Genomic DNA, 17,248 nt, shown 5'->3' on the forward strand with positions numbered 1-17,248 from the left:
CCGGTCACTTGTCCTCGATCTTTTGGATCTTGCCGGACGCGGGATCCACATAGACCTCGGCCATATGTCCGTCTTTCACGACATAGGCCTCGATTTCACCGTCCTCCATTTCGATCTTGCGCACGTCATAGCCAAGCTCGGTCAGAGCGGTGCGCACCTCGGCCTCGGTCTTGCCCAGTTCCGTATCCGGCGCCAGATCCAGAGCCAGAACGGGAGTGGCCACAAGCAACGCGGCTGCAAGTATGGGTAGTTTCATGTCGGGTCTCCTCGATTTCGATCCTGCGTCAGACCACCTGACGCTGTCGAAAACCTGAGCAGCCCGGCCCCGCCGACGCCATGCGCATTCCGCTTAAATGCTGTGAATAAGCCCGCGCTGATGCCCAGTTCGGCGAGTTTCCGACCGTACAAAGAAAAAACCCCGCGCCGTGCGCGGGGTTGTCTTGCTATTGCAGGTGACCTTTAGGTCAGACCGACTTTTTGCCTTTGACCGGCGCCCACAGACGCTTGTTCACCAGGTAGAGAAGCACCGACATGATGGTCAGGAACAGTACCCCGACAAAGCCCGAGGCCTTGCGATCCATCATTTTCGGTTCGGCGGCCCACATCAGGAACGCAGCGACGTCCTGGGACATGGCCTCGACGGTGTTTTCGTGTCCGTCGGCAAACTCGACCTGTTCGTCAGACAACGGCGGACCCATCGAGATCCAGCCGCCCGGGAAAGCGGTGTTTTCGTACAGGATCGTGCCGGCCTCTTCTTTTTCCTTGCCGGTATAGCCGTCCAGCAACGAGGCGATGTATTCAGCGCCACCCATGCCTTTGACCAGCTGGTTGATCCCCAGACCGTAGGGGCCGTGGAAGCCTGCACGCGCCTTGGCCATCAGGCTCAGGTCAGGTGCGCCCACGGCATCGTTGGCCGGGAAGTGATCGGTCGGCGCGGCCGGACGGAAATCGTCCAGCTCGGGATCGAACACCTCGAACGTGCCGGCGGCATAAGCGATGACTTCTTCTTCCGAGTAGCCCAGCGCCGTGAGGTCGCGCAGCGGAACGTATTTCAGACCGTGGCAGGCCGCGCAAACCTCGGTATAGATCTGCAGGCCGCGCTGAAGCTGGCTCTGATCGTAAGCGCCAAAGGGCCCTTCGAACGAGAAGTCGAAGTCCTCGATATGCTGCTCGCCGCCCCCCGCTGCGGATACCGCAGCAGGAGCAAGGGCGATGGCAAACGCGGCACCGATTGCAAGTTTCTTGAACATGGTTTCCGGTCCCTCTTCTTACTCGGCCGGCGTGGCGTCGGCGTCAGCCTTACCATAATGCGCGTTGAAGTCTTCTTCGATGGTTTCCGGCTGGGCATCGGGCTTTTCGATGACACCCAGGATCGGCAGGATCACGAAGAAATAGGCGAACCAGTAGGCGGACGCGATCAGCGAGAAGGTCGCATAGGGTTCTTCCGCCGGCATCGCACCCAGCCACATCAGGGCAAAGAAGTCGATGACCAGAAGGTAGAACCACCATTTGAACATCGGGCGGTACTTGCCCGAACGCACGGTCGAAGTGTCCAGCCACGGCGCCAGCGCCATCGCCAGGATTGCACCGAACATCGCCAGAACACCAAAGAACTTGGCGTCGATGATGCCACCGGTGATGAAGCTGGCGAACTGCACGACCCAGACTTCGCTGGTGAAGGCACGCAGGATCGCGTAGAACGGCAGGAAGTACCATTCGGGCACGATGTGCGCGGGCGTGACCAGCGGGTTGGCTTCGATGTAGTTGTCCGGGTGGCCCAGGTAGTTCGGCATGAAGCCGACGATTGCCCAGAACACGACCAGGATGACGGCCAGCGCGAACAGGTCCTTGATCACGAAATAGGGCCAGAACGGCAGCGTGTCTTTCTCGGCCTCGGCTTTCGACGTGCGGCGAACTTCAACACCCGTGGGGTTGTTGTTGCCGGTGGTGTGGAAGGCCCAGATATGCACGATGACCAGCCCTGCGATGATGAAGGGCAGCAGATAGTGCAGCGAGAAGAAGCGGTTCAGCGTCGCGTTGTCGACGGCCGGTCCGCCCAGCAGCCAGGTCTGGATCGCTTCGCCCACGAAGGGGATCGCGCCGAACAGGCCGGTGATCACGGTGGCGCCCCAGAAGGACATCTGACCCCAAGGCAGAACATAGCCCATGAAGGCGGTGCCCATCATCATCAGGTAGATCAGCATGCCGATGATCCAGGTCACTTCGCGCGGCGCCTTGTACGATCCGTAGAACAGGCCGCGGAAGATGTGGATATAGACCGCCACGAAGAACAGCGACGCGCCGTTCATGTGCAGGTACCGCAGCATGTAGCCGCCGTTTACGTTGCGCATGATGTGCTCGACGCTGGCAAAGGCCAGATCGACATGCGGGGTATAGTGCATCACCAGAACGATGCCGGTGACGATTTGCAACGCCAGGCAGAAGGTCAGGACGATGCCCCAGATCCACATCCAGTTCAGGTTCTTCGGGGTGGGGATCATCAAAGTGTCGTATAGAAGACCGACGATGGGCAGACGGCTGTTCAGCCACTTCTCGCCGTTGGTCTTCGGTTCATAGTGATCGTGCGGGATACCGGACATGAGCGCGCCTCCTTAACCCAGCTTGATGGTGGTTTCGTCGAGGAACTCGGCGACCGGGATATGCAGGTTTTCCGGAGCGGGACCTTTGCGGATACGGCCCGCCGTGTCGTAGTGCGATCCGTGGCACGGGCAGAACCACCCGTGGAAATCACCAGCGCCGTCGCCCAAAGGAACACAGCCCAGATGGGTGCAGACGCCCATCATCACCAGCCATTCGCCAGCTTCGTCCAGCGTCCGGTTTTCGTCGGTCGCGGGCAGGTTCGGCTTGTTTTCGTTCCGGTCGTTCTGATCCGGCAGATCCTCTAGCGGCACTTCGCGGCCCCAGTTGATCTCTTCTTCGGTACGGCGACGAATGAAGACGGGCTTGCCCAGCCACTTGACCGTGATCTGGGTGCCGATCTCGACGCCGCTGACATCCACGCGGATCGAGGACAGCGCCTGAACGTCTGCCGAGGGGTTCATTTGGTTGACCAGGGGCCACACGGCGGCTCCCGTTGCAACGACACCTGCGCCGCCGGCGGCGTAGTAGAGGAAATCTCTGCGGGTGCCTTCGTGGTCTTCTGCGTGGGACACGAGGTTTTCTCCGATTCCAGCGCCCGGCTACGGGCAAACATGCATCAGCACCGCATCAAAGCGGCGTCTCATCGCGGGTATCTAGCTGGCGGAAATCGGTTCGTCCAGCGGTCATAGGCGCGCACTACGCCGCATCTGGGCATTCATGTCACAATGAAGGGGTCATTTTTCAAGAACTTCCTCGGGTGTTGCGAAAAACGCCGTTCGAAGGCGCGAATCACTTCGCAGGTGATTCTCTGACCCTTCGCCCCCGGCCCGGTCGGGCATCTGTTCACTCGGGTGCCCGGCGCGTGGCACACACGACAGCAACCGGACCGCGCGGTTCCGGGTCATTTTTTTTCATGTAAACATCTATTTTGAAATCATTTTTTAGATTTCTTTGTGGTGAATTTCCCGGTTGCGACCCCGGGGTTTTTCACGCAAAGGCGGCGGGCGCGCGACCGATCTGAATGAGGACCCAAATGACTTTGTCAAAAAACGCCATTCTGCTGCTCGCGTTCACCGCCGCACACCAGGCCGCTGCCGAAGGCGACGCCGCGCGCGGTGAGAAACTCTACAACCGCTGCTCGTCCTGTCACGCCATCATCAAGGATGGCGAGGTTCTGATCAAAGGCGGCATCACCGGCCCGAATCTCTATGGCGTGGTCGGCAGGACCGCAGGAACCGAAAACGATTATCTGAACGGCAGTGAACGGCTGCCCATCGGGATGTTCACCGATGACATGATCCGCGCCGGTGAAAACGGTCTGGTCTGGACGCAGGAGAACATCGCCGCCTATGCCCGCGACCCGATCGGGTTCATCCAGGACTTCCTCAACGACGACACTGCCCGCCCGAACATGAGCGTCAAGCTGAAGAAAGGTGCCGAGGATATCGCCGCCTATCTGGCCACGTTCACCGACTGAACCCAACCCGGCGCCGGTCAACTGTCCCGCATCAAAGCAGCCAGTTGACCAAGCACGTTGCCGATCCCGGACTGCTCGACATTCTCGGCCGCGGCCAGCCGCGCCGCCTCAGGCTTGTTCTGGTTCAGTTTCCAGGTGCCGTCGATCTGGGTGATCTGCATGCGGCAGGGCACGATCATCCGCATCATGCGCTCCAGCGCCGCCGGGTCCATCTTGTCGGCGCGCCAGGGCGGTTTGGGCTGCAGCCGCTGCTCAAAAAAGGCCGATTGCCGATCCAGAAGATCGCGCAGCCGGTCCTGGGGCTGCAATTCCAGTCGGCCGGTCAGGTGGACCGCCACATAGTTCCATGTGGGCACCTGATCCGCGACGCCATACCAATCGGGCGAGACATAACCGTCGGGCCCCTGAACCGCGATCCGCGCTTCCTTCGGGTTGGCCAGCGCCCGCACGATCGGATTCGACCGCACCAGATGCAGTTCGGCCACCGCGCCATCCTCGGACAGCAGAAAGGGCACATGGCTGATCAATGGCGGGCCGTCGACCGACAGCGCCAGTACGCCGAACCCCCGGCTGCGGGCAAACTCCACATGGCGCGCGCGGTCCTCGGCGCGAAAGGCTGGGTTGGGGTGCATGGCCGTCCTCCTTCAGACAGGTCTTGCAGATCGCGCGCACGCTTGGCAAGGTCGCGCCGTTCTCAGGGCGGGGCGGAATTCCCCACCGGCGGTATGCGGGCACAGGCCCGCCAGCCCGCGAGCGGCTCTGCCATCCAACCGGCAGAGTGTCAGCAGATCTGGTGAGAAGCCAGAGCCGACGGTTACAGTCCGGATGAAAGAGAACGAGCAGCGCGCCCCGCCAAGGGCGCGTCTGTCCGTGATCGCCTTGGGTGACGTGTCATGCCGCGCTGGCAGCGAAACCGTTTGCCCCCGCCAGCAGGCCACCAAGCTGAAAGGAGATCACGATGACACACACCCGCTATGCTTTCGTCAAAGCCAACTGGCATGCCGATATCGTCGACCGCGCGCTGGACGGTTTTCTGGAGCTGATCCCCGCCGATCAGGTCGATGTGTTTGACGTGCCGGGCGCGTTCGAAATGCCCCTGCTGGCCCGCGACCTGGCCCAGACGGGCCGCTATGCCGCCGTAGCCTGCGCGGCCTTTGTCGTCGATGGCGGCATCTACCGGCACGATTTCGTGGCGCAGGCCGTCGTTGATGGGCTGATGCGCGCGGGGCTCGAGACCGGCGTACCGGTCCTGTCGGTGTCGCTGACGCCGCACCAGTACCAGGAAACCGACCATCACACCGCCATCTACCGCGCGCATTTCGTGGAAAAGGGGCGCGAGGCGGCCCGGGCGGCGCTGAAAATCGTCGAAACCCGCGCCTCACTGACGCGTGCGGCCTAGGCACACCGGGTTGGGGCAGTGATGCCCCAACCGCAAATCCGCTTGAGGCGGCAGGCTCTCGCCGTTAATCACAACCCTCAAAGGAGCACGCCCCATGTCGATGAACAGCTTTGGACATCTTTTCCGCGTCACCACCTGGGGTGAAAGCCACGGCCCTGCGCTGGGCGCCACGGTGGATGGGTGCCCGCCCGGCGTCCCGATCGACGAAGGCATGATCCAGCACTGGCTGGACAAGCGCAAACCGGGCCAGAACAAGTTCACCACCCAGCGCCGCGAGCCCGATCAGGTGAAAATCCTGTCGGGCGTGTTCGAGGGCCAGACAACCGGCACCCCGGTCCAGCTTATGATCGAGAACACCGATCAACGCTCGAAGGATTACGGGGACATCATAGACAAGTTCCGCCCCGGCCATGCCGACATCACCTATTGGCAGAAATACGGCATCCGAGACTATCGCGGCGGCGGGCGCAGCTCGGCCCGCGAAACGGCGGCGCGGGTGGCCGCGGGCGGGCTGGCGCGCGAGGCGATCAAGCAGATCGCGCCCAATGTCCAGATCACCGGCTACATGACCCAGATCGGCCCGCACCGGATCGACCGCGCCAACTTTGATTGGGCGCAGATCGAACAGAACCCGTTCTGGACCCCGGATGCACAAGCCGCCGAGGACTGGGCGACCTATCTGGACGATCTGCGCAAATCCGGCAATTCGGTCGGCGCGGTGGTCGAAGTGGTGGCGCGTGGCGTCCCCGCGGGCCTGGGCGCGCCGGTCTATGGCAAGCTCGACACCGATCTGGCCGCGGCGATGATGTCGATCAACGCGGTCAAAGGTGTCGAAATCGGCGAAGGCATGGCGGCCGCCGAACTGACCGGCGAGGCCAATGCCGACGAGATCTTCATGGGTCAGGACGGCCCGCAATACAGCTCGAACCACGCGGGCGGCATCCTGGGCGGCATCTCGACCGGGCAGGACATCGTGGTACGTTTCGCGGTCAAGCCCACCTCGTCGATCCTGACCACGCGCAAGACCATCACCAAATCGGGTGAAGAGACCGAGATCATCACCAAGGGCCGCCACGACCCCTGCGTTGGCATCCGCGCCGTTCCGGTGGGTGAGGCGATGATGGCCTGCGTGATCCTGGACCACCTTCTGCTGCATCGCGGCCAGATCGGTGAGAACCGTGGACGGATTGGCTGAGATGCGCGACCGCCTGCGCGCGGTCGTCGCGCAGCGGATGATCACCGACCCGGCCCACGACCTGGCCCATCTGGACCGTGTCTGGGTCAATGCCCGCGCCATCGCCGATGCGCAGACCGACAGGACCGTGCTGCTGGCGGCCTGCTATCTGCACGATCTGGTCAACCTGCCCAAGAACGATCCCGACCGACACCTGGCCTCGCGCCAGTCGGCTGCGGAATCCGAGCCTGTTCTGCGGGAATTGGGCCTGAGCGAGGCCCAGATCGACGCCACCCGCCACGCGATCGAGGCGCACAGTTTTTCCGCCAACATCCCGCCCGAGACGCCCGAGGCGCGAATCCTGCGCGATGCCGACCGGCTGGATGCGCTGGGCGCCATCGGGATCGCGCGGAATTTCTCGGTGTCCGGCGCTTTGGGGCGGACGCTGTATGATCCGGCCGATCCGTTCGCATCGCACCGGCCGCTGGACGATCTGCACTATTCGATCGACCACTGGAAGGTGAAGCTGCTGGCCCTGCCCGACGACATGCTGACCGAGGCCGGACGGCAGATTGCGCTGCAACGGGTCCGGCGCATGATCCGGTTTCTGACCGAATTCGCCGAAGAGATCGGCAGTCCCCTGCCCGACAGCTGGACTCGCCCCAATCCGACCCGTTGATCTTTCCCGCGCAAGGGGGCAGGGTCGCGCCGATGGCCCAATCCCTGACCTCTCATCGCCCAGTGCTGGCCGTGACGCTGAAACTCAGCGCCCTGTTCCTGTTCACGGCGATGTCGGCGCTGGTCAAGGCGCTGTCGGCCGATTTCCCGCCGGGCCAGATGGTGTTTTTCCGTTCGCTTTTCGCGGTGCCGGTGATCGTGGCCTGGCTGATCTCGCGCGGGGAACTGGCGCAGGGCTTTGTCGTCAGGAAACCCATGGGACATTTCTGGCGCGGGGTGCTGGGCACCACCGCCATGGGCCTGACCTTCACCGGGCTCAGCCTGCTGCCCCTGCCCGAGGTTACGGCCATTGGCTATGCCACCCCGATCTTCACCCTGATCCTGGCGGCGCTGCTGCTGGGCGAGCGCATCCGCCTGATCCGCATCGGCGCGGTGGCGATCGGGCTTTTGGGCGTGCTGATCATGATCTGGCCGCGGCTGGGCTCGGCCGATCTGGGCACCGGCGCCACGATCGGCGCGCTGTGCGTGCTGGGCGCGACCGTGGCCCGCGGCTTCGTGCAGATCCACATCCGGCAACTGGTGCAGGTCGATCACCCCGCCGCGATCGTCTTCTATTTTTCGATGACCGCCACGCTGCTGTCGGCGCTGACCGTGTTCTGGGGCTGGACCGTGCCCACCCTGAACCAGCTGCTGATCCTGATCACGATGGGCCTGATCGGCGGCGTCGCGCAGATTCTGGTGACCTCGTCCTACCGGTTCGGGCAGGCCTCGATGCTGGCGCCCTATGATTATACGTCGATGCTGTTTGCGATCTTCATCGGCTATGTCTGGTTTGACGAGCTGCCGACCCTGGCGATCCTGCTGGGGGCGGCGCTGGTGATCGCCGGCAATGCGGTGGTGATCTGGCGCGAACACCAGCTGGGTCTGGAGCGCGGCAAAGCGCGGTCACTGACCGATCACAAACCCTGACTTTACCTTTCGCGCCCATCGCCTAGGTTGGCGCGGACAATCAACGAGGTTTTGCCATGAGCGACGCACAGGACCACAAACAGAAGATGCAACAGGTGCAGGCCCAGCACCGCAAGAAAGTGTCCGAGGCCGTGGATCCCGGCCGGGGGCTGGTGTTGATCAACACCGGCAAGGGCAAGGGCAAATCCTCGGCCGCCTTCGGCGTGGTGATCCGCGCATTGGGCTGGGGCCAGAAAGTCGCCGTGGTGCAGTTCATCAAGGGCAAATGGAAGACCGGCGAGCGGCGGTTCTTCGAAGAACGCGATCTGGTCACCTGGCACACGATGGGCGAAGGCTTCACCTGGGACACCCAGGACCGCGACCGTGACATTGCCGCCGCCACCGCTGCCTTCGACAAGGCGCGCGATTTGATGGCCAGCGGTGATTATGACCTTGTGGTGCTGGACGAGATCAACATCGCCCTGCGCTATGAATACCTGTCGGTGGACGCCGTGATCGAGGGGCTGAAGTCGCGGTCAGACCGGACCAGCGTGTTCCTGACCGGGCGCGACGCGCCGCAGGCGCTGCGCGAATATGCGGATCTGGTCACCGAAATGACCGAGGAGAAGCACCCGTTCCAGGCCGGCATCAAGGCCCAGCGCGGCGTCGATTTTTGATCGGTCAACGCGGGACGGCACCACTTGCCGGTGCCGCCGGCGTGCTCTGCGGGACAGTGGCGCTCCGGGCGTCCGCAACCCCGGCCGCCCGATCACAGCGTCCGTCCTGGCATTTGCAGTCCAGGTAGGCCACCAGGTCGCCATCGGCGCAACACCCGCTGCCAAGGGGCAGGTCTGAACTGGACAGAAGTTCGAGTATCGAGTCGCGCATCGCGTGGCCTCTCCGAAATCGTTTCCGAGACGGTGGCGCGCCCTCGCAGATGTTCGGCTTGGCGCGCAGGCCGTCTCGGAATCAAAGGCTTGATACCGGGTTATCTGGCGCTGGCCTATAACTGACAATTTTTGTCGATCTTTTCAAGGCCAAAATTCGCCCCGGCCAGATGGCCGGAGCAAGGGGTCAGGCGGTGGCTGTCTGGTCGGGCGCGCTGAGCGAGATCACGGCCACCACGGCGGCGCCATTCAGCCAGTAGTAGACCGCATCCAGACCGGTGAAGCCGAACAGGCTGGGCGCGAACAGGAAGGTGAGCCCCACCAGCAGATCGACGGCCAGGTGAAACCTGTAGGGCAGCACGCGCCAGACACCCAGGTGATGATCCGTCAGCACCGTCAACACGAAAGCCGCCACGCCGGTGGCCACCGACAACCACAGCGCAATCGGGTTCGACGCGCCCAGCCCCAGGGCAAAAGGCAGCCCCATCAGGGCGAGTGCCACCGGGTAGTCCAGATAGGCATGAATGGTGCGGGTAACGAAACGCAGAGACATGATATTTCCTTTCCTTGATTGACGATGGATCAAGGATAGGCTCGCCAACTCGAACGCAGCAGCCCAGATCGTTTGGGATATCTTGCAGATCGTCCGTCGAATCGCCGGATCAGTGCATCGCCCTGTAGGCGGCCGGAGAAAGACCGATCTGCTTCTTGAACACCCGCGAAAACGCCGCCTCGGAGGCATAGCCGACCTGAGCCGCCGCGTCGGCCACGTTCCAGCGGCCTTCGATCAGCCCGTGGCAGGCGATCTGCATGCGCCAGTCGGTCAGGTATTGCATGGGCGTGGTGCCCATCCTCTGGGTGAACAACTGCGCGAAGGTCGTGCGCGACATGCCGGCTTCACGCGCCAGCGATGCCACGCTCCACTCGCGGGCCGGGTCGCGGTGAAAGGCGCCCAGCGCGCGTGATATACGTGGATCTGCGAAGCCCGACAGGGCCGCATCGGTGGGGCTTTGATGTTCCAGATAGGCGCGGATTGCCTGGGCGAACAGAACCTCGGACAGTTTCAGCGCGATCAGGTCACCGCCGATCCGGGCTCCCGCAACTTCGGATTCGATCATCCGCAGCGTGGCCTCGATCCAGGCCCCGGCGGATTCGCCGTAGTTCTCGATCAGGATATAGGGCGGCAGGCGATCGATCAGCATGTGCCCGGTGCCGCGCCGCCCGGCCGGACCGGCAAACGAGAAATGCCCGCAGATCAGTTGGGTGTCACGGTCCTGCTCGGCTCCGCCATAGACCAGCACACCATCACCCTTGTAGCCGGCCCGGTCCAGGACCTGCTCCAGCGGCAGGGCATCCACGGGCCGGACCTCGTTGCACAGCAGCGCATGTGCGGCCCCGTGCGGGATCAGGATCAAATCCCCCTGCCGCAACCGCAGGGTCTCGCCGGTGGTTGACACATGCACCTTCAGTTCTCCGCGCTGGACGAAGTGAAACCGGGCGACGTTTTCGAACGCAGGCACCTGCACGCCGAAAGGCGGCGTGAACGAGGTCCGGAAATACAGGGTACCCCGCAAAGACAGGCGCGTCAGGATATCGCTGAGCAGGTCCAACATGTGCCAAGGATACGGATTCGCACCCGACCGTCCAGCGCAGCGGACGATCTGCAACAAACCCCGGACGGGCGGCAAGGCCGGTCGGCCACCGCCCGCGCGGATGTCGGATCAGCTGCGGACCAGCTGTTCGTAATCGTTGGCGATCTCGCGGGTCAGGTCGCCGACCTCGAAGGTATACTCGCCGATCTGGCCCACCGGCGTGACCTCGGCCGCGGTACCGGTCAGCCAGCACTGTTCGAAATCGGCCATCTCCTCGGGCAGGATGTGGCGTTCGTGTACGGTGATGCCCTTGTCTTTCAGCATCTGGATCACCGTCTGCCGGGTGATGCCGTTCAGGAAGCAGTCGGCCAGCGGCGTATGCACTTCGCCATCCTTGACGAAGAATACGTTGGCACCGGTCGCCTCGGCCACATAGCCGCGGTAATCCATGAACAAGGCATCCGAACAGCCCTTGGCCTCGGCCTTGTGCTTGGAGATGGTGCAGATCATGTACAGCCCCGCCGCCTTGGCATGGACCGGGATCGTTTCCGGGCTGGGCCGCTTCCACTCGGCAATGTCCAGCTTGGCGCCCTGCATCTTGGCATCGCCGTAATAGGCGCCCCAGGGCCAGACCGCGATGGCCATGCGGACCGGGTTGCGCGCCGAGGCCACGCCCATGTCTTCGCCCGAGCCGCGCCAGACCAGCGCGCGCACATATGCGTCCTTGAGGCCGCTTTTCTCGAGCGTTTCGGCCTTGGCCGCCTCGATCTGATCGACCGTGTAAGGCATCGGCATGTCCAGCGCCTCGGCCGATTTGATCAACCGCTCGGAATGTTCCCGGCTTTTGAAAATCTTGCCGTTATAGGCGCGCTCGCCCTCGAAGACCGAGCTGGCATAGTGCATCGCATGGGTCAGGACGTGCACCTTGGCATCGCGCCAGGGCACAAATTCGCCATCCATCCAGATGACACCGTCACGATCGTCATATCCCGCCATCCGAAACCTCCTGACCCGGGCCACATTTCCGATTGTTGCGCCACTTAGGTCCGACTCGGACACAAAATTGCGCAAAAACTGCGATTCGATACCTGTCCGCCCTTGGAATGTCAATAACGCTGACTTAAAGTCGGGGCGTGTAACGAATGAGGCCCGATATGTCCGAGATCCGCCCCGCCCCGGTCTTTGGCGGAGAAAGCCTGTTGTTTCTGACAGATGAACAGCTTCGGCAGGGGATCGAGGCGATGTTCTTTGCCTATCGCGGCTTTACCGCCGATCCCGACCGCATCTTGAGCGAAATGGCCTATGGCCGCGCGCATCACCGGGCGATCCATTTCATCAACCGCGCGCCTGGCACCACGGTGAACAATCTGCTGGCGATCCTGGGGGTGACCAAGCAGTCGCTGAACCGGGTGCTGCGCACGCTGATCGATGACGGCCTGGTCGAGAGCCGGGTCGGCACCGTCGACAAGCGCGAACGCCATCTGTACCTGACCGAAAAGGGCAAGGCGCTCGAGTCGCAGCTGTCGGACGCCCAGCGCGCCCGTATGCGCGCGGCCTACAAGGATGCCGGCCCCGAGGCGGTTGCCGGGTTCCGCAAAGTTCTTGAAGCGATGATGGATGCTGATATGCGTCGAGCCTATGTGAAACTTCGGGATTCAACTTCATGAGCGATGTGGACGCCCACCTTCTGATCGTCGATGACGATGAACGCATCCGCGATCTGCTCAAGAAATTCTTGATGCGCAGCGGATTTCTGGTGACGGCGGCGCGTGATGCCGCCCATGCGCGACGGGTCCTGTCGGGGCTGGATTTCGACCTGATCGTGATGGATGTGATGATGCCGGGTGAGGATGGCGTCAGCCTGACCCGAGCCCTGCGCGAGACACACGACACGCCGATCCTTCTGCTGACCGCACGCGGCGAGACCGAGCACCGGATCGCCGGGTTGGAAGCCGGGGCCGACGATTACCTGGCCAAGCCGTTCGAGCCCAAGGAACTGCTGCTGCGGATCAACGCCATCCTGCGGCGGATGCCGGAAACCACGGCGCAGGATACCGCCGCCAAGATCCTGCATCTGGGGCCGATCCGCTATGACATTGAACGCGGCGAGATGTGGCAGGGCGAAGAGCCGGTGCGGCTGACCGCCACTGAAAGCCAGTTGATGAAGATCTTCTCGGCCCAGCCGGGCGAGCCGATCAGCCGGTCGAAGCTGGTCGAGGATCTGGGGCGCGACAAGGGGCAGGCGCAGGAACGCGCGGTGGACGTGCAGATCACGCGCTTGCGCCGCAAGATCGAGCAGGACCCCAAGCAGCCGCGCTATCTGCAGACGGTGCGGGGCGCGGGATATATGCTGGCGCCCGATTGATTTTGCCGCTGCGCGGCGTTTTCTTGCCTTCGGCGAGAATATTGTTGGCCAGATGAAGTGGGGGATTTTGATGAAGACCGTTGTTTTGACGCATGCCGACTGTCTGGGTCATGTCACCCCCGAGGGGCACCCCGAGCGGGTGGCCCGGCTGGAACATATCCTGCATGCGCTTGAGCCGCTGGACCTGCAGCGGGTGACCGCACCGCTGGCGGCGGACGATGATCTGCTGCGCATCCATCCCGAGAGTTTCATCCGCGAAATCCGTGCCAGCCGCCCGACCGAGGGGTTCCGCCAGATCGACGGGGATACGTTCATGTCGCCCGGCTCGGTCGATGCGGCCTATCGTGCGGCGGGGGCCGTGGTGCGGGCGGTGGACATGGTGCTGGGCGGTGAGGCGCCGAATGCGTTCTGCGCCATTCGGCCGCCGGGGCATCATGCCGAACGGGAAACCGCCATGGGGTTCTGCCTGTTCGGCAACGCTGCTCTGGCAGCGAAGCATGCGCTGGATCATCACGGGCTGGATCGGGTCGCGGTGGTGGATTTTGACGTGCATCACGGCAATGGCACGCAGGATCTGCTGTGGGACGAGACCCGGGCGCTGGTGATCACCAGCCAGCAGATGCCGCTGTGGCCGGGCTCGGGGCGACCGGATGAAACCGGTGCGCATGACACCATCGTGAACATCCCGTTGGCCCCCGGCACCGGCGGGGCCGAGATGCGCGCGGCCTACGAGGCGCAGGCCTTTCCGCGGCTGCGCGCGTTCAAGCCCGAGCTGATCATCATCTCGGCCGGGTTCGACGCCCATCAGGACGATCCGCTGGCCAATCTGAACTGGTCCACCGACGATTTCGCCTGGATCACCGCGCAGCTGTGCCGGATCGCCGATGAGCTGTGTGGGGGCCGTATCGTCTCGACTCTGGAAGGCGGGTATGATCTGAACGCACTGGCCAAGGCCACACGCGCCCATGTTGAAGAACTGATGAAGGCAGCCCGATGACCGAGACCCCCGTTGAACAGATGACATTCGAACAGGCGATGAAAGAGCTGGAGGCCGTGGTCGGCCAACTGGAGCGCGGAGACGTGGCGTTGGACCAGTCGATCGCCCTGTACGAGCGCGGCGCCAAGCTGAAGAAACGCTGCGAGGACGAGCTGAAGCGCGCCGAGGAGAAAGTGGCTGCCATCACGCTGGATGCCGATGGTCAGCCCACCGGGACGACCCCTGTCGAAGGCCTGTAATGTTCTCCGAAAGGCTGGCGCAGGATGCTGCGCTGATCCAGGCGCAGTTCGATCTGATTCTGGGTGCTCTGGACGATGTCGATGTCACCCGCGCAATGGCCTATGCCACGCAGGGCGGCAAGCGGCTGCGCGGATTTCTGGTGCTGGAAAGCGCCCGGCTGCACGGGATGGACGAGACCTGCGCGATCTGGCCCGCGACCGGGATCGAGGCGCTGCACGCCTACAGCCTGGTGCATGACGATCTGCCCTGCATGGACGATGATGACCTGCGGCGCGGTCGTCCGACCGTGCACAAGCAATGGAACGAGGGCATTGCGGTTCTGGCTGGCGACGCTTTGCAGGCGCTGGCGTTCGAGCTGTGCGCCCGCCCCGAAGTGGGGCCGGCCGAGATCCGTGCCGACCTGACCCTGACGCTGGCGCAGGCGGCGGGCGCGCGGGGCATGGTTCTGGGTCAGGCGTTGGACATCGCTGCCGAAACTGCCGAACAGCCTTTGACCCTGCCGGAAATCACGCATCTTCAGGCTGGCAAGACCGGGGCGCTGATCGAATGGTCGGCGTGCGCCGGTGCTGTTCTGTCGGAGGCTGATCCGACCCCATTGCGCCAATATGCCCGTGCGCTGGGTCTTGCCTTTCAGATCGCCGACGACATCCTTGATGTGGAGGGTGACAGCGAAAAGGCGGGCAAACGATTGCAGAAGGACGCACAGGCGGGCAAGGCAACTTTCGTTTCGCTGCTGGGTCTGGATGCAGCGAAGGCGCGCGCTGCCGAGCTGGTCGAGCACGCCTGCGCCGCGTTGGACGCCTACGGACCGCGGGCCGAAACCTTGAAGGACGCCGCCCGCTTCGTTATTGCGCGTGAAAGCTGAACCGTAAGGGATGCCATGTCAGACCGTCCGAACACCCCGCTTCTGGACCTTGTGAACCGCCCGGCGGATCTCAAGCAGTTTTCGGACGCGCAGTTGCATCAGCTGGCGCACGAGCTGCGGGCCGAGACGATCTCGGCCGTTTCGGTGACCGGCGGGCATCTGGGCGCGGGGCTGGGCGTGGTCGAGCTGACCGTGGCCCTGCACGCGGTGTTCGACACGCCGCGCGACAAGATCATCTGGGATGTCGGCCACCAGTGCTATCCGCACAAGATCCTGACCGAGCGGCGCGACCGCATCCGCACCCTGCGCCAGAAGGGTGGCCTGAGCGGATTCACCAAGCGCGGTGAAAGCCCCTATGACCCGTTCGGCGCGGCGCACAGTTCGACCTCGATCAGCGCGGCATTGGGCTTTGCCGTGGCCCGCGACCTGGGCGGCGTCACGCCCGAGGGGCTGGGCGACGCGATCGCGGTGATCGGCGACGGGTCGATGTCGGCCGGCATGGCCTTCGAGGCGATGAACAACGCCGGCCACCTGAAAAAACGCCTAATCGTGATCCTGAACGACAACGAGATGAGCATCGCCCCGCCCGTGGGCGCGCTGTCGAACTATCTCTCGCGCATCTATGCCGAAGAGCCGTTTCACGATCTGAAAGCCGCCGCCAAGGGGGCGGTGTCGCTACTGCCCGAACCGTTCCGCGAAGGCGCCAAGCGCGCCAAGGAGATGCTCAAGGGCATGGCGGTGGGCGGCACTCTGTTCGAAGAGCTGGGATTCTCCTATGTCGGCCCGATCGACGGGCATGACCTAGACCAGCTGCTGCCGGTGCTTCGCACCGTCAAGGCGCGGGCGACCGGGCCGATTCTGATCCACGCGCTGACAAAAAAGGGCAAGGGCTATGCCCCGGCCGAGCAGGCCCGCGACAAGGGCCATGCCACCGCCAAGTTCGACGTGGTCACCGGCAAGCAGCAGAAGGCGCCGTCGAACGCACCGTCCTATACCTCGGTCTTCGGCAAGACCCTGGTGGACGAGGCCAGCCGCGACGATAAGATCGTGGCGGTGACCGCGGCGATGCCCGACGGCACCGGGCTGAACCTGTTCGCCGAACGCTACCCGTCGCGCTGTTTCGACGTAGCGATTGCCGAGCAGCACGGGGTCACATTCTCGGCCGCGCTGGCGGCGGGTGGGCTGAAACCGTTCTGCGCAATGTATTCCACGTTTTTGCAGCGCGGCTATGACCAGGTGGTGCACGACGTGGCAATCCAGCGCCTGCCGGTGCGCTTTGCCATCGACCGCGCGGGATTGGTGGGCGCCGATGGCGCGACCCATGCCGGGTCGTTCGACATCGCCTACCTGTCCAACCTGCCGGGCATGGTGGTGATGGCCGCCGCCGACGAGGCCGAGCTGGTGCACATGGTCGCCACAGCCGCCGCCCACGACGACGGCCCCATCGCGTTCCGCTATCCGCGGGGCGAAGGCGTGGGCGTCGATCTGCCCGAACGCGGGCAGGTTCTGGAAATCGGCAAGGGCCGCCTGATCCAGTCGGGGGCGCGGGTGGCGCTCCTGTCCTTTGGCACGCGCCTGGCCGAGGTGCAGAAGGCCGCCGAATCGCTGACCGCACGCGGCATCACGCCGACCATCGCCGACGCCAGGTTCGCCAAGCCGCTGGACCGCGACCTGATCCTGGACCTGGCCGCCAACCACGAAGCGCTGATCACCATCGAGGAAGGCGCCATCGGCGGGTTCGGCAGCCACGTGGCGCAGCTGCTGGCGGATGAGGGCGTGTTCGATCGCGGCCTGAAATACCGCTCGATGGTGCTGCCGGACATTTTCATCGACCAGGCCAGCCCCGCCGACATGTACGCGGTCGCGGGTATGAACGCCGAACAGATCGAAGCCAAGGTGCTTGCCGTTCTGGGCATCGCATCAATCGGAGAAAAGCGCGCCTGAATCCGACCGGATCGTCGGTTGCCCTCAGCCAGAGCGGCATTCGGGTCGAACGACGGGTGAACAAGGCCAGTCGCCCTCCAA

The 17,248-nt window shown here is 63.7% G+C and carries 20 protein-coding genes and 1 riboswitch; of the genes, 12 read left to right on the forward strand and 8 right to left on the reverse strand.

All coding sequences use genetic code 11. From position 1 onward, the window contains the following. Positions 1 to 4: 4 nt before the first annotated feature. The 4 genes from AC2FNL_RS18145 to petA form a co-directional block, all read right to left on the reverse strand. Positions 5 to 256 carry a PepSY domain-containing protein gene (locus AC2FNL_RS18145; RefSeq protein ID WP_170588276.1) on the reverse strand — a complete coding sequence of 84 codons (252 nt, stop codon included), beginning with the start codon at positions 254 to 256 and terminating at the stop codon, positions 5 to 7. A gap of 208 nt (positions 257 to 464) precedes the next feature. Beyond that, positions 465 to 1,250: a cytochrome c1 gene (locus tag AC2FNL_RS18150; RefSeq protein ID WP_093964027.1), complete on the reverse strand. Its 786-nt coding sequence runs from the start codon at positions 1,248 to 1,250 to the stop codon at positions 465 to 467. An 18-nt stretch (positions 1,251 to 1,268) separates the two neighbouring features. Next, on the reverse strand, positions 1,269 to 2,600 hold the full coding sequence (petB, locus tag AC2FNL_RS18155; RefSeq protein ID WP_093964026.1) for a cytochrome b: 1,332 nt from the start codon (positions 2,598 to 2,600) through the stop codon (positions 1,269 to 1,271). A 12-nt stretch (positions 2,601 to 2,612) separates the two neighbouring features. After that, entirely contained in the window at positions 2,613 to 3,173 is a 561-nt protein-coding gene (petA, locus tag AC2FNL_RS18160; protein ID WP_093964025.1) for a ubiquinol-cytochrome c reductase iron-sulfur subunit, read from the reverse strand. Positions 3,174 to 3,634: 461 nt separating this feature from the next. Here petA and AC2FNL_RS18165 point away from each other — a divergent pair, with 461 nt between their 5' ends. Continuing rightward, positions 3,635 to 4,078, forward strand: coding sequence for a c-type cytochrome (locus AC2FNL_RS18165; protein WP_496834597.1), 444 nt, complete (start codon positions 3,635 to 3,637; stop codon positions 4,076 to 4,078). 17 nt (positions 4,079 to 4,095) lie between these two features. On the opposite strand, the gene AC2FNL_RS18170 is transcribed toward AC2FNL_RS18165, so the two are convergent. Beyond that, positions 4,096 to 4,710: an FMN-binding negative transcriptional regulator gene (locus tag AC2FNL_RS18170; protein ID WP_496834598.1), complete on the reverse strand. Its 615-nt coding sequence runs from the start codon at positions 4,708 to 4,710 to the stop codon at positions 4,096 to 4,098. A 54-nt stretch (positions 4,711 to 4,764) separates the two neighbouring features. Further along, positions 4,765 to 4,919: riboswitch (FMN riboswitch) on the forward strand. A 117-nt stretch (positions 4,920 to 5,036) separates the two neighbouring features. Here AC2FNL_RS18170 and AC2FNL_RS18175 point away from each other — a divergent pair. The 5 genes from AC2FNL_RS18175 to cobO all read left to right on the forward strand — a co-directional run bounded on the left by AC2FNL_RS18175 (position 5,037) and on the right by cobO (position 8,954). Then, positions 5,037 to 5,477 carry a 6,7-dimethyl-8-ribityllumazine synthase gene (locus tag AC2FNL_RS18175; RefSeq protein WP_480696088.1) on the forward strand — a complete coding sequence of 147 codons (441 nt, stop codon included), beginning with the start codon at positions 5,037 to 5,039 and terminating at the stop codon, positions 5,475 to 5,477. Positions 5,478 to 5,571: 94 nt separating this feature from the next. Continuing rightward, positions 5,572 to 6,672 (forward strand): chorismate synthase, encoded by a 1,101-nt coding sequence (gene aroC / locus AC2FNL_RS18180; protein WP_496834599.1) that lies wholly within the window; start codon positions 5,572 to 5,574, stop codon positions 6,670 to 6,672. Next, positions 6,656 to 7,330: an HD domain-containing protein gene (locus AC2FNL_RS18185; protein WP_496834600.1), complete on the forward strand. Its 675-nt coding sequence runs from the start codon at positions 6,656 to 6,658 to the stop codon at positions 7,328 to 7,330. Before aroC ends, AC2FNL_RS18185 begins: the two co-directional genes overlap by 17 nt. 32 nt (positions 7,331 to 7,362) lie before the next feature. Further along, on the forward strand, positions 7,363 to 8,298 hold the full coding sequence (locus AC2FNL_RS18190) for a DMT family transporter (RefSeq protein WP_496834601.1): 936 nt from the start codon (positions 7,363 to 7,365) through the stop codon (positions 8,296 to 8,298). A 56-nt stretch (positions 8,299 to 8,354) separates the two neighbouring features. Further along, the gene (gene cobO / locus AC2FNL_RS18195) at positions 8,355 to 8,954 is read left to right on the forward strand and encodes a cob(I)yrinic acid a,c-diamide adenosyltransferase (RefSeq protein WP_093964019.1); all 600 of its coding nucleotides are present in this window, start codon (positions 8,355 to 8,357) and stop codon (positions 8,952 to 8,954) included. Between the two features lie 397 nt (positions 8,955 to 9,351). Here cobO and AC2FNL_RS18200 read toward each other — a convergent pair whose 3' ends face one another. From AC2FNL_RS18200 to AC2FNL_RS18210, 3 genes are all read right to left on the reverse strand, one after another. Then, positions 9,352 to 9,717, reverse strand: coding sequence for a hypothetical protein (locus AC2FNL_RS18200; RefSeq protein ID WP_093964017.1), 366 nt, complete (start codon positions 9,715 to 9,717; stop codon positions 9,352 to 9,354). Between the two features lie 109 nt (positions 9,718 to 9,826). Then, positions 9,827 to 10,777 carry an AraC family transcriptional regulator gene (locus tag AC2FNL_RS18205; protein WP_093964016.1) on the reverse strand — a complete coding sequence of 317 codons (951 nt, stop codon included), beginning with the start codon at positions 10,775 to 10,777 and terminating at the stop codon, positions 9,827 to 9,829. Positions 10,778 to 10,885: 108 nt separating this feature from the next. Continuing rightward, on the reverse strand, positions 10,886 to 11,752 hold the full coding sequence (locus tag AC2FNL_RS18210; RefSeq protein ID WP_170340845.1) for a branched-chain amino acid aminotransferase: 867 nt from the start codon (positions 11,750 to 11,752) through the stop codon (positions 10,886 to 10,888). A 158-nt stretch (positions 11,753 to 11,910) separates the two neighbouring features. On the opposite strand from AC2FNL_RS18210, the gene AC2FNL_RS18215 reads away from it, so the two are divergent. The 6 genes from AC2FNL_RS18215 (at position 11,911) to dxs (ending at position 17,167) form a co-directional block, all read left to right on the forward strand. Next, entirely contained in the window at positions 11,911 to 12,423 is a 513-nt protein-coding gene (locus AC2FNL_RS18215) for a MarR family winged helix-turn-helix transcriptional regulator (protein WP_093964014.1), read from the forward strand. Further along, the gene (locus AC2FNL_RS18220) at positions 12,420 to 13,121 is read left to right on the forward strand and encodes a response regulator (RefSeq protein WP_093964013.1); all 702 of its coding nucleotides are present in this window, start codon (positions 12,420 to 12,422) and stop codon (positions 13,119 to 13,121) included. Before AC2FNL_RS18215 ends, AC2FNL_RS18220 begins: the two co-directional genes overlap by 4 nt. Positions 13,122 to 13,191: 70 nt before the next feature. Next, on the forward strand, positions 13,192 to 14,118 hold the full coding sequence (locus AC2FNL_RS18225; protein ID WP_496834602.1) for a histone deacetylase family protein: 927 nt from the start codon (positions 13,192 to 13,194) through the stop codon (positions 14,116 to 14,118). Next, on the forward strand, positions 14,115 to 14,357 hold the full coding sequence (locus AC2FNL_RS18230) for an exodeoxyribonuclease VII small subunit (RefSeq protein WP_005979588.1): 243 nt from the start codon (positions 14,115 to 14,117) through the stop codon (positions 14,355 to 14,357). The genes AC2FNL_RS18225 and AC2FNL_RS18230 overlap by 4 nt, the downstream gene beginning before the upstream one ends. Continuing rightward, positions 14,357 to 15,223 (forward strand): polyprenyl synthetase family protein, encoded by an 867-nt coding sequence (locus AC2FNL_RS18235; RefSeq protein WP_496834603.1) that lies wholly within the window; start codon positions 14,357 to 14,359, stop codon positions 15,221 to 15,223. Before AC2FNL_RS18230 ends, AC2FNL_RS18235 begins: the two co-directional genes overlap by 1 nt. Positions 15,224 to 15,238: 15 nt before the next feature. Beyond that, positions 15,239 to 17,167, forward strand: a complete 1,929-nt coding sequence (gene dxs / locus AC2FNL_RS18240) for a 1-deoxy-D-xylulose-5-phosphate synthase (RefSeq protein ID WP_496834604.1) — start codon at positions 15,239 to 15,241, stop codon at positions 17,165 to 17,167. The last annotated feature ends 81 nt before the right edge of the window (positions 17,168 to 17,248 follow it).

It is taken from the genome of Ruegeria sp. CRTD044, assembly GCF_059613485.1.

Coding starts and splice junctions, on each gene's coding strand:
- AC2FNL_RS18145 (WP_170588276.1), bottom strand. CDS start 256: ATGAAACTACCCATACTTGCAGCCGCGTTGCTTGTGGCCACTCCCGTT.
- AC2FNL_RS18150 (WP_093964027.1), bottom strand. CDS start 1,250: ATGTTCAAGAAACTTGCAATCGGTGCCGCGTTTGCCATCGCCCTTGCT.
- petB (WP_093964026.1), bottom strand. CDS start 2,600: ATGTCCGGTATCCCGCACGATCACTATGAACCGAAGACCAACGGCGAG.
- AC2FNL_RS18165 (WP_496834597.1), top strand. CDS start 3,635: ATGACTTTGTCAAAAAACGCCATTCTGCTGCTCGCGTTCACCGCCGCA.
- AC2FNL_RS18170 (WP_496834598.1), bottom strand. CDS start 4,710: ATGCACCCCAACCCAGCCTTTCGCGCCGAGGACCGCGCGCGCCATGTG.
- AC2FNL_RS18175 (WP_480696088.1), top strand. CDS start 5,037: ATGACACACACCCGCTATGCTTTCGTCAAAGCCAACTGGCATGCCGAT.
- aroC (WP_496834599.1), top strand. CDS start 5,572: ATGTCGATGAACAGCTTTGGACATCTTTTCCGCGTCACCACCTGGGGT.
- AC2FNL_RS18190 (WP_496834601.1), top strand. CDS start 7,363: ATGGCCCAATCCCTGACCTCTCATCGCCCAGTGCTGGCCGTGACGCTG.
- cobO (WP_093964019.1), top strand. CDS start 8,355: ATGAGCGACGCACAGGACCACAAACAGAAGATGCAACAGGTGCAGGCC.
- AC2FNL_RS18200 (WP_093964017.1), bottom strand. CDS start 9,717: ATGTCTCTGCGTTTCGTTACCCGCACCATTCATGCCTATCTGGACTAC.
- AC2FNL_RS18205 (WP_093964016.1), bottom strand. CDS start 10,777: ATGTTGGACCTGCTCAGCGATATCCTGACGCGCCTGTCTTTGCGGGGT.
- AC2FNL_RS18210 (WP_170340845.1), bottom strand. CDS start 11,752: ATGGCGGGATATGACGATCGTGACGGTGTCATCTGGATGGATGGCGAA.
- AC2FNL_RS18215 (WP_093964014.1), top strand. CDS start 11,911: ATGTCCGAGATCCGCCCCGCCCCGGTCTTTGGCGGAGAAAGCCTGTTG.
- AC2FNL_RS18220 (WP_093964013.1), top strand. CDS start 12,420: ATGAGCGATGTGGACGCCCACCTTCTGATCGTCGATGACGATGAACGC.
- AC2FNL_RS18225 (WP_496834602.1), top strand. CDS start 13,192: ATGAAGACCGTTGTTTTGACGCATGCCGACTGTCTGGGTCATGTCACC.
- AC2FNL_RS18230 (WP_005979588.1), top strand. CDS start 14,115: ATGACCGAGACCCCCGTTGAACAGATGACATTCGAACAGGCGATGAAA.
- AC2FNL_RS18235 (WP_496834603.1), top strand. CDS start 14,357: ATGTTCTCCGAAAGGCTGGCGCAGGATGCTGCGCTGATCCAGGCGCAG.
- dxs (WP_496834604.1), top strand. CDS start 15,239: ATGTCAGACCGTCCGAACACCCCGCTTCTGGACCTTGTGAACCGCCCG.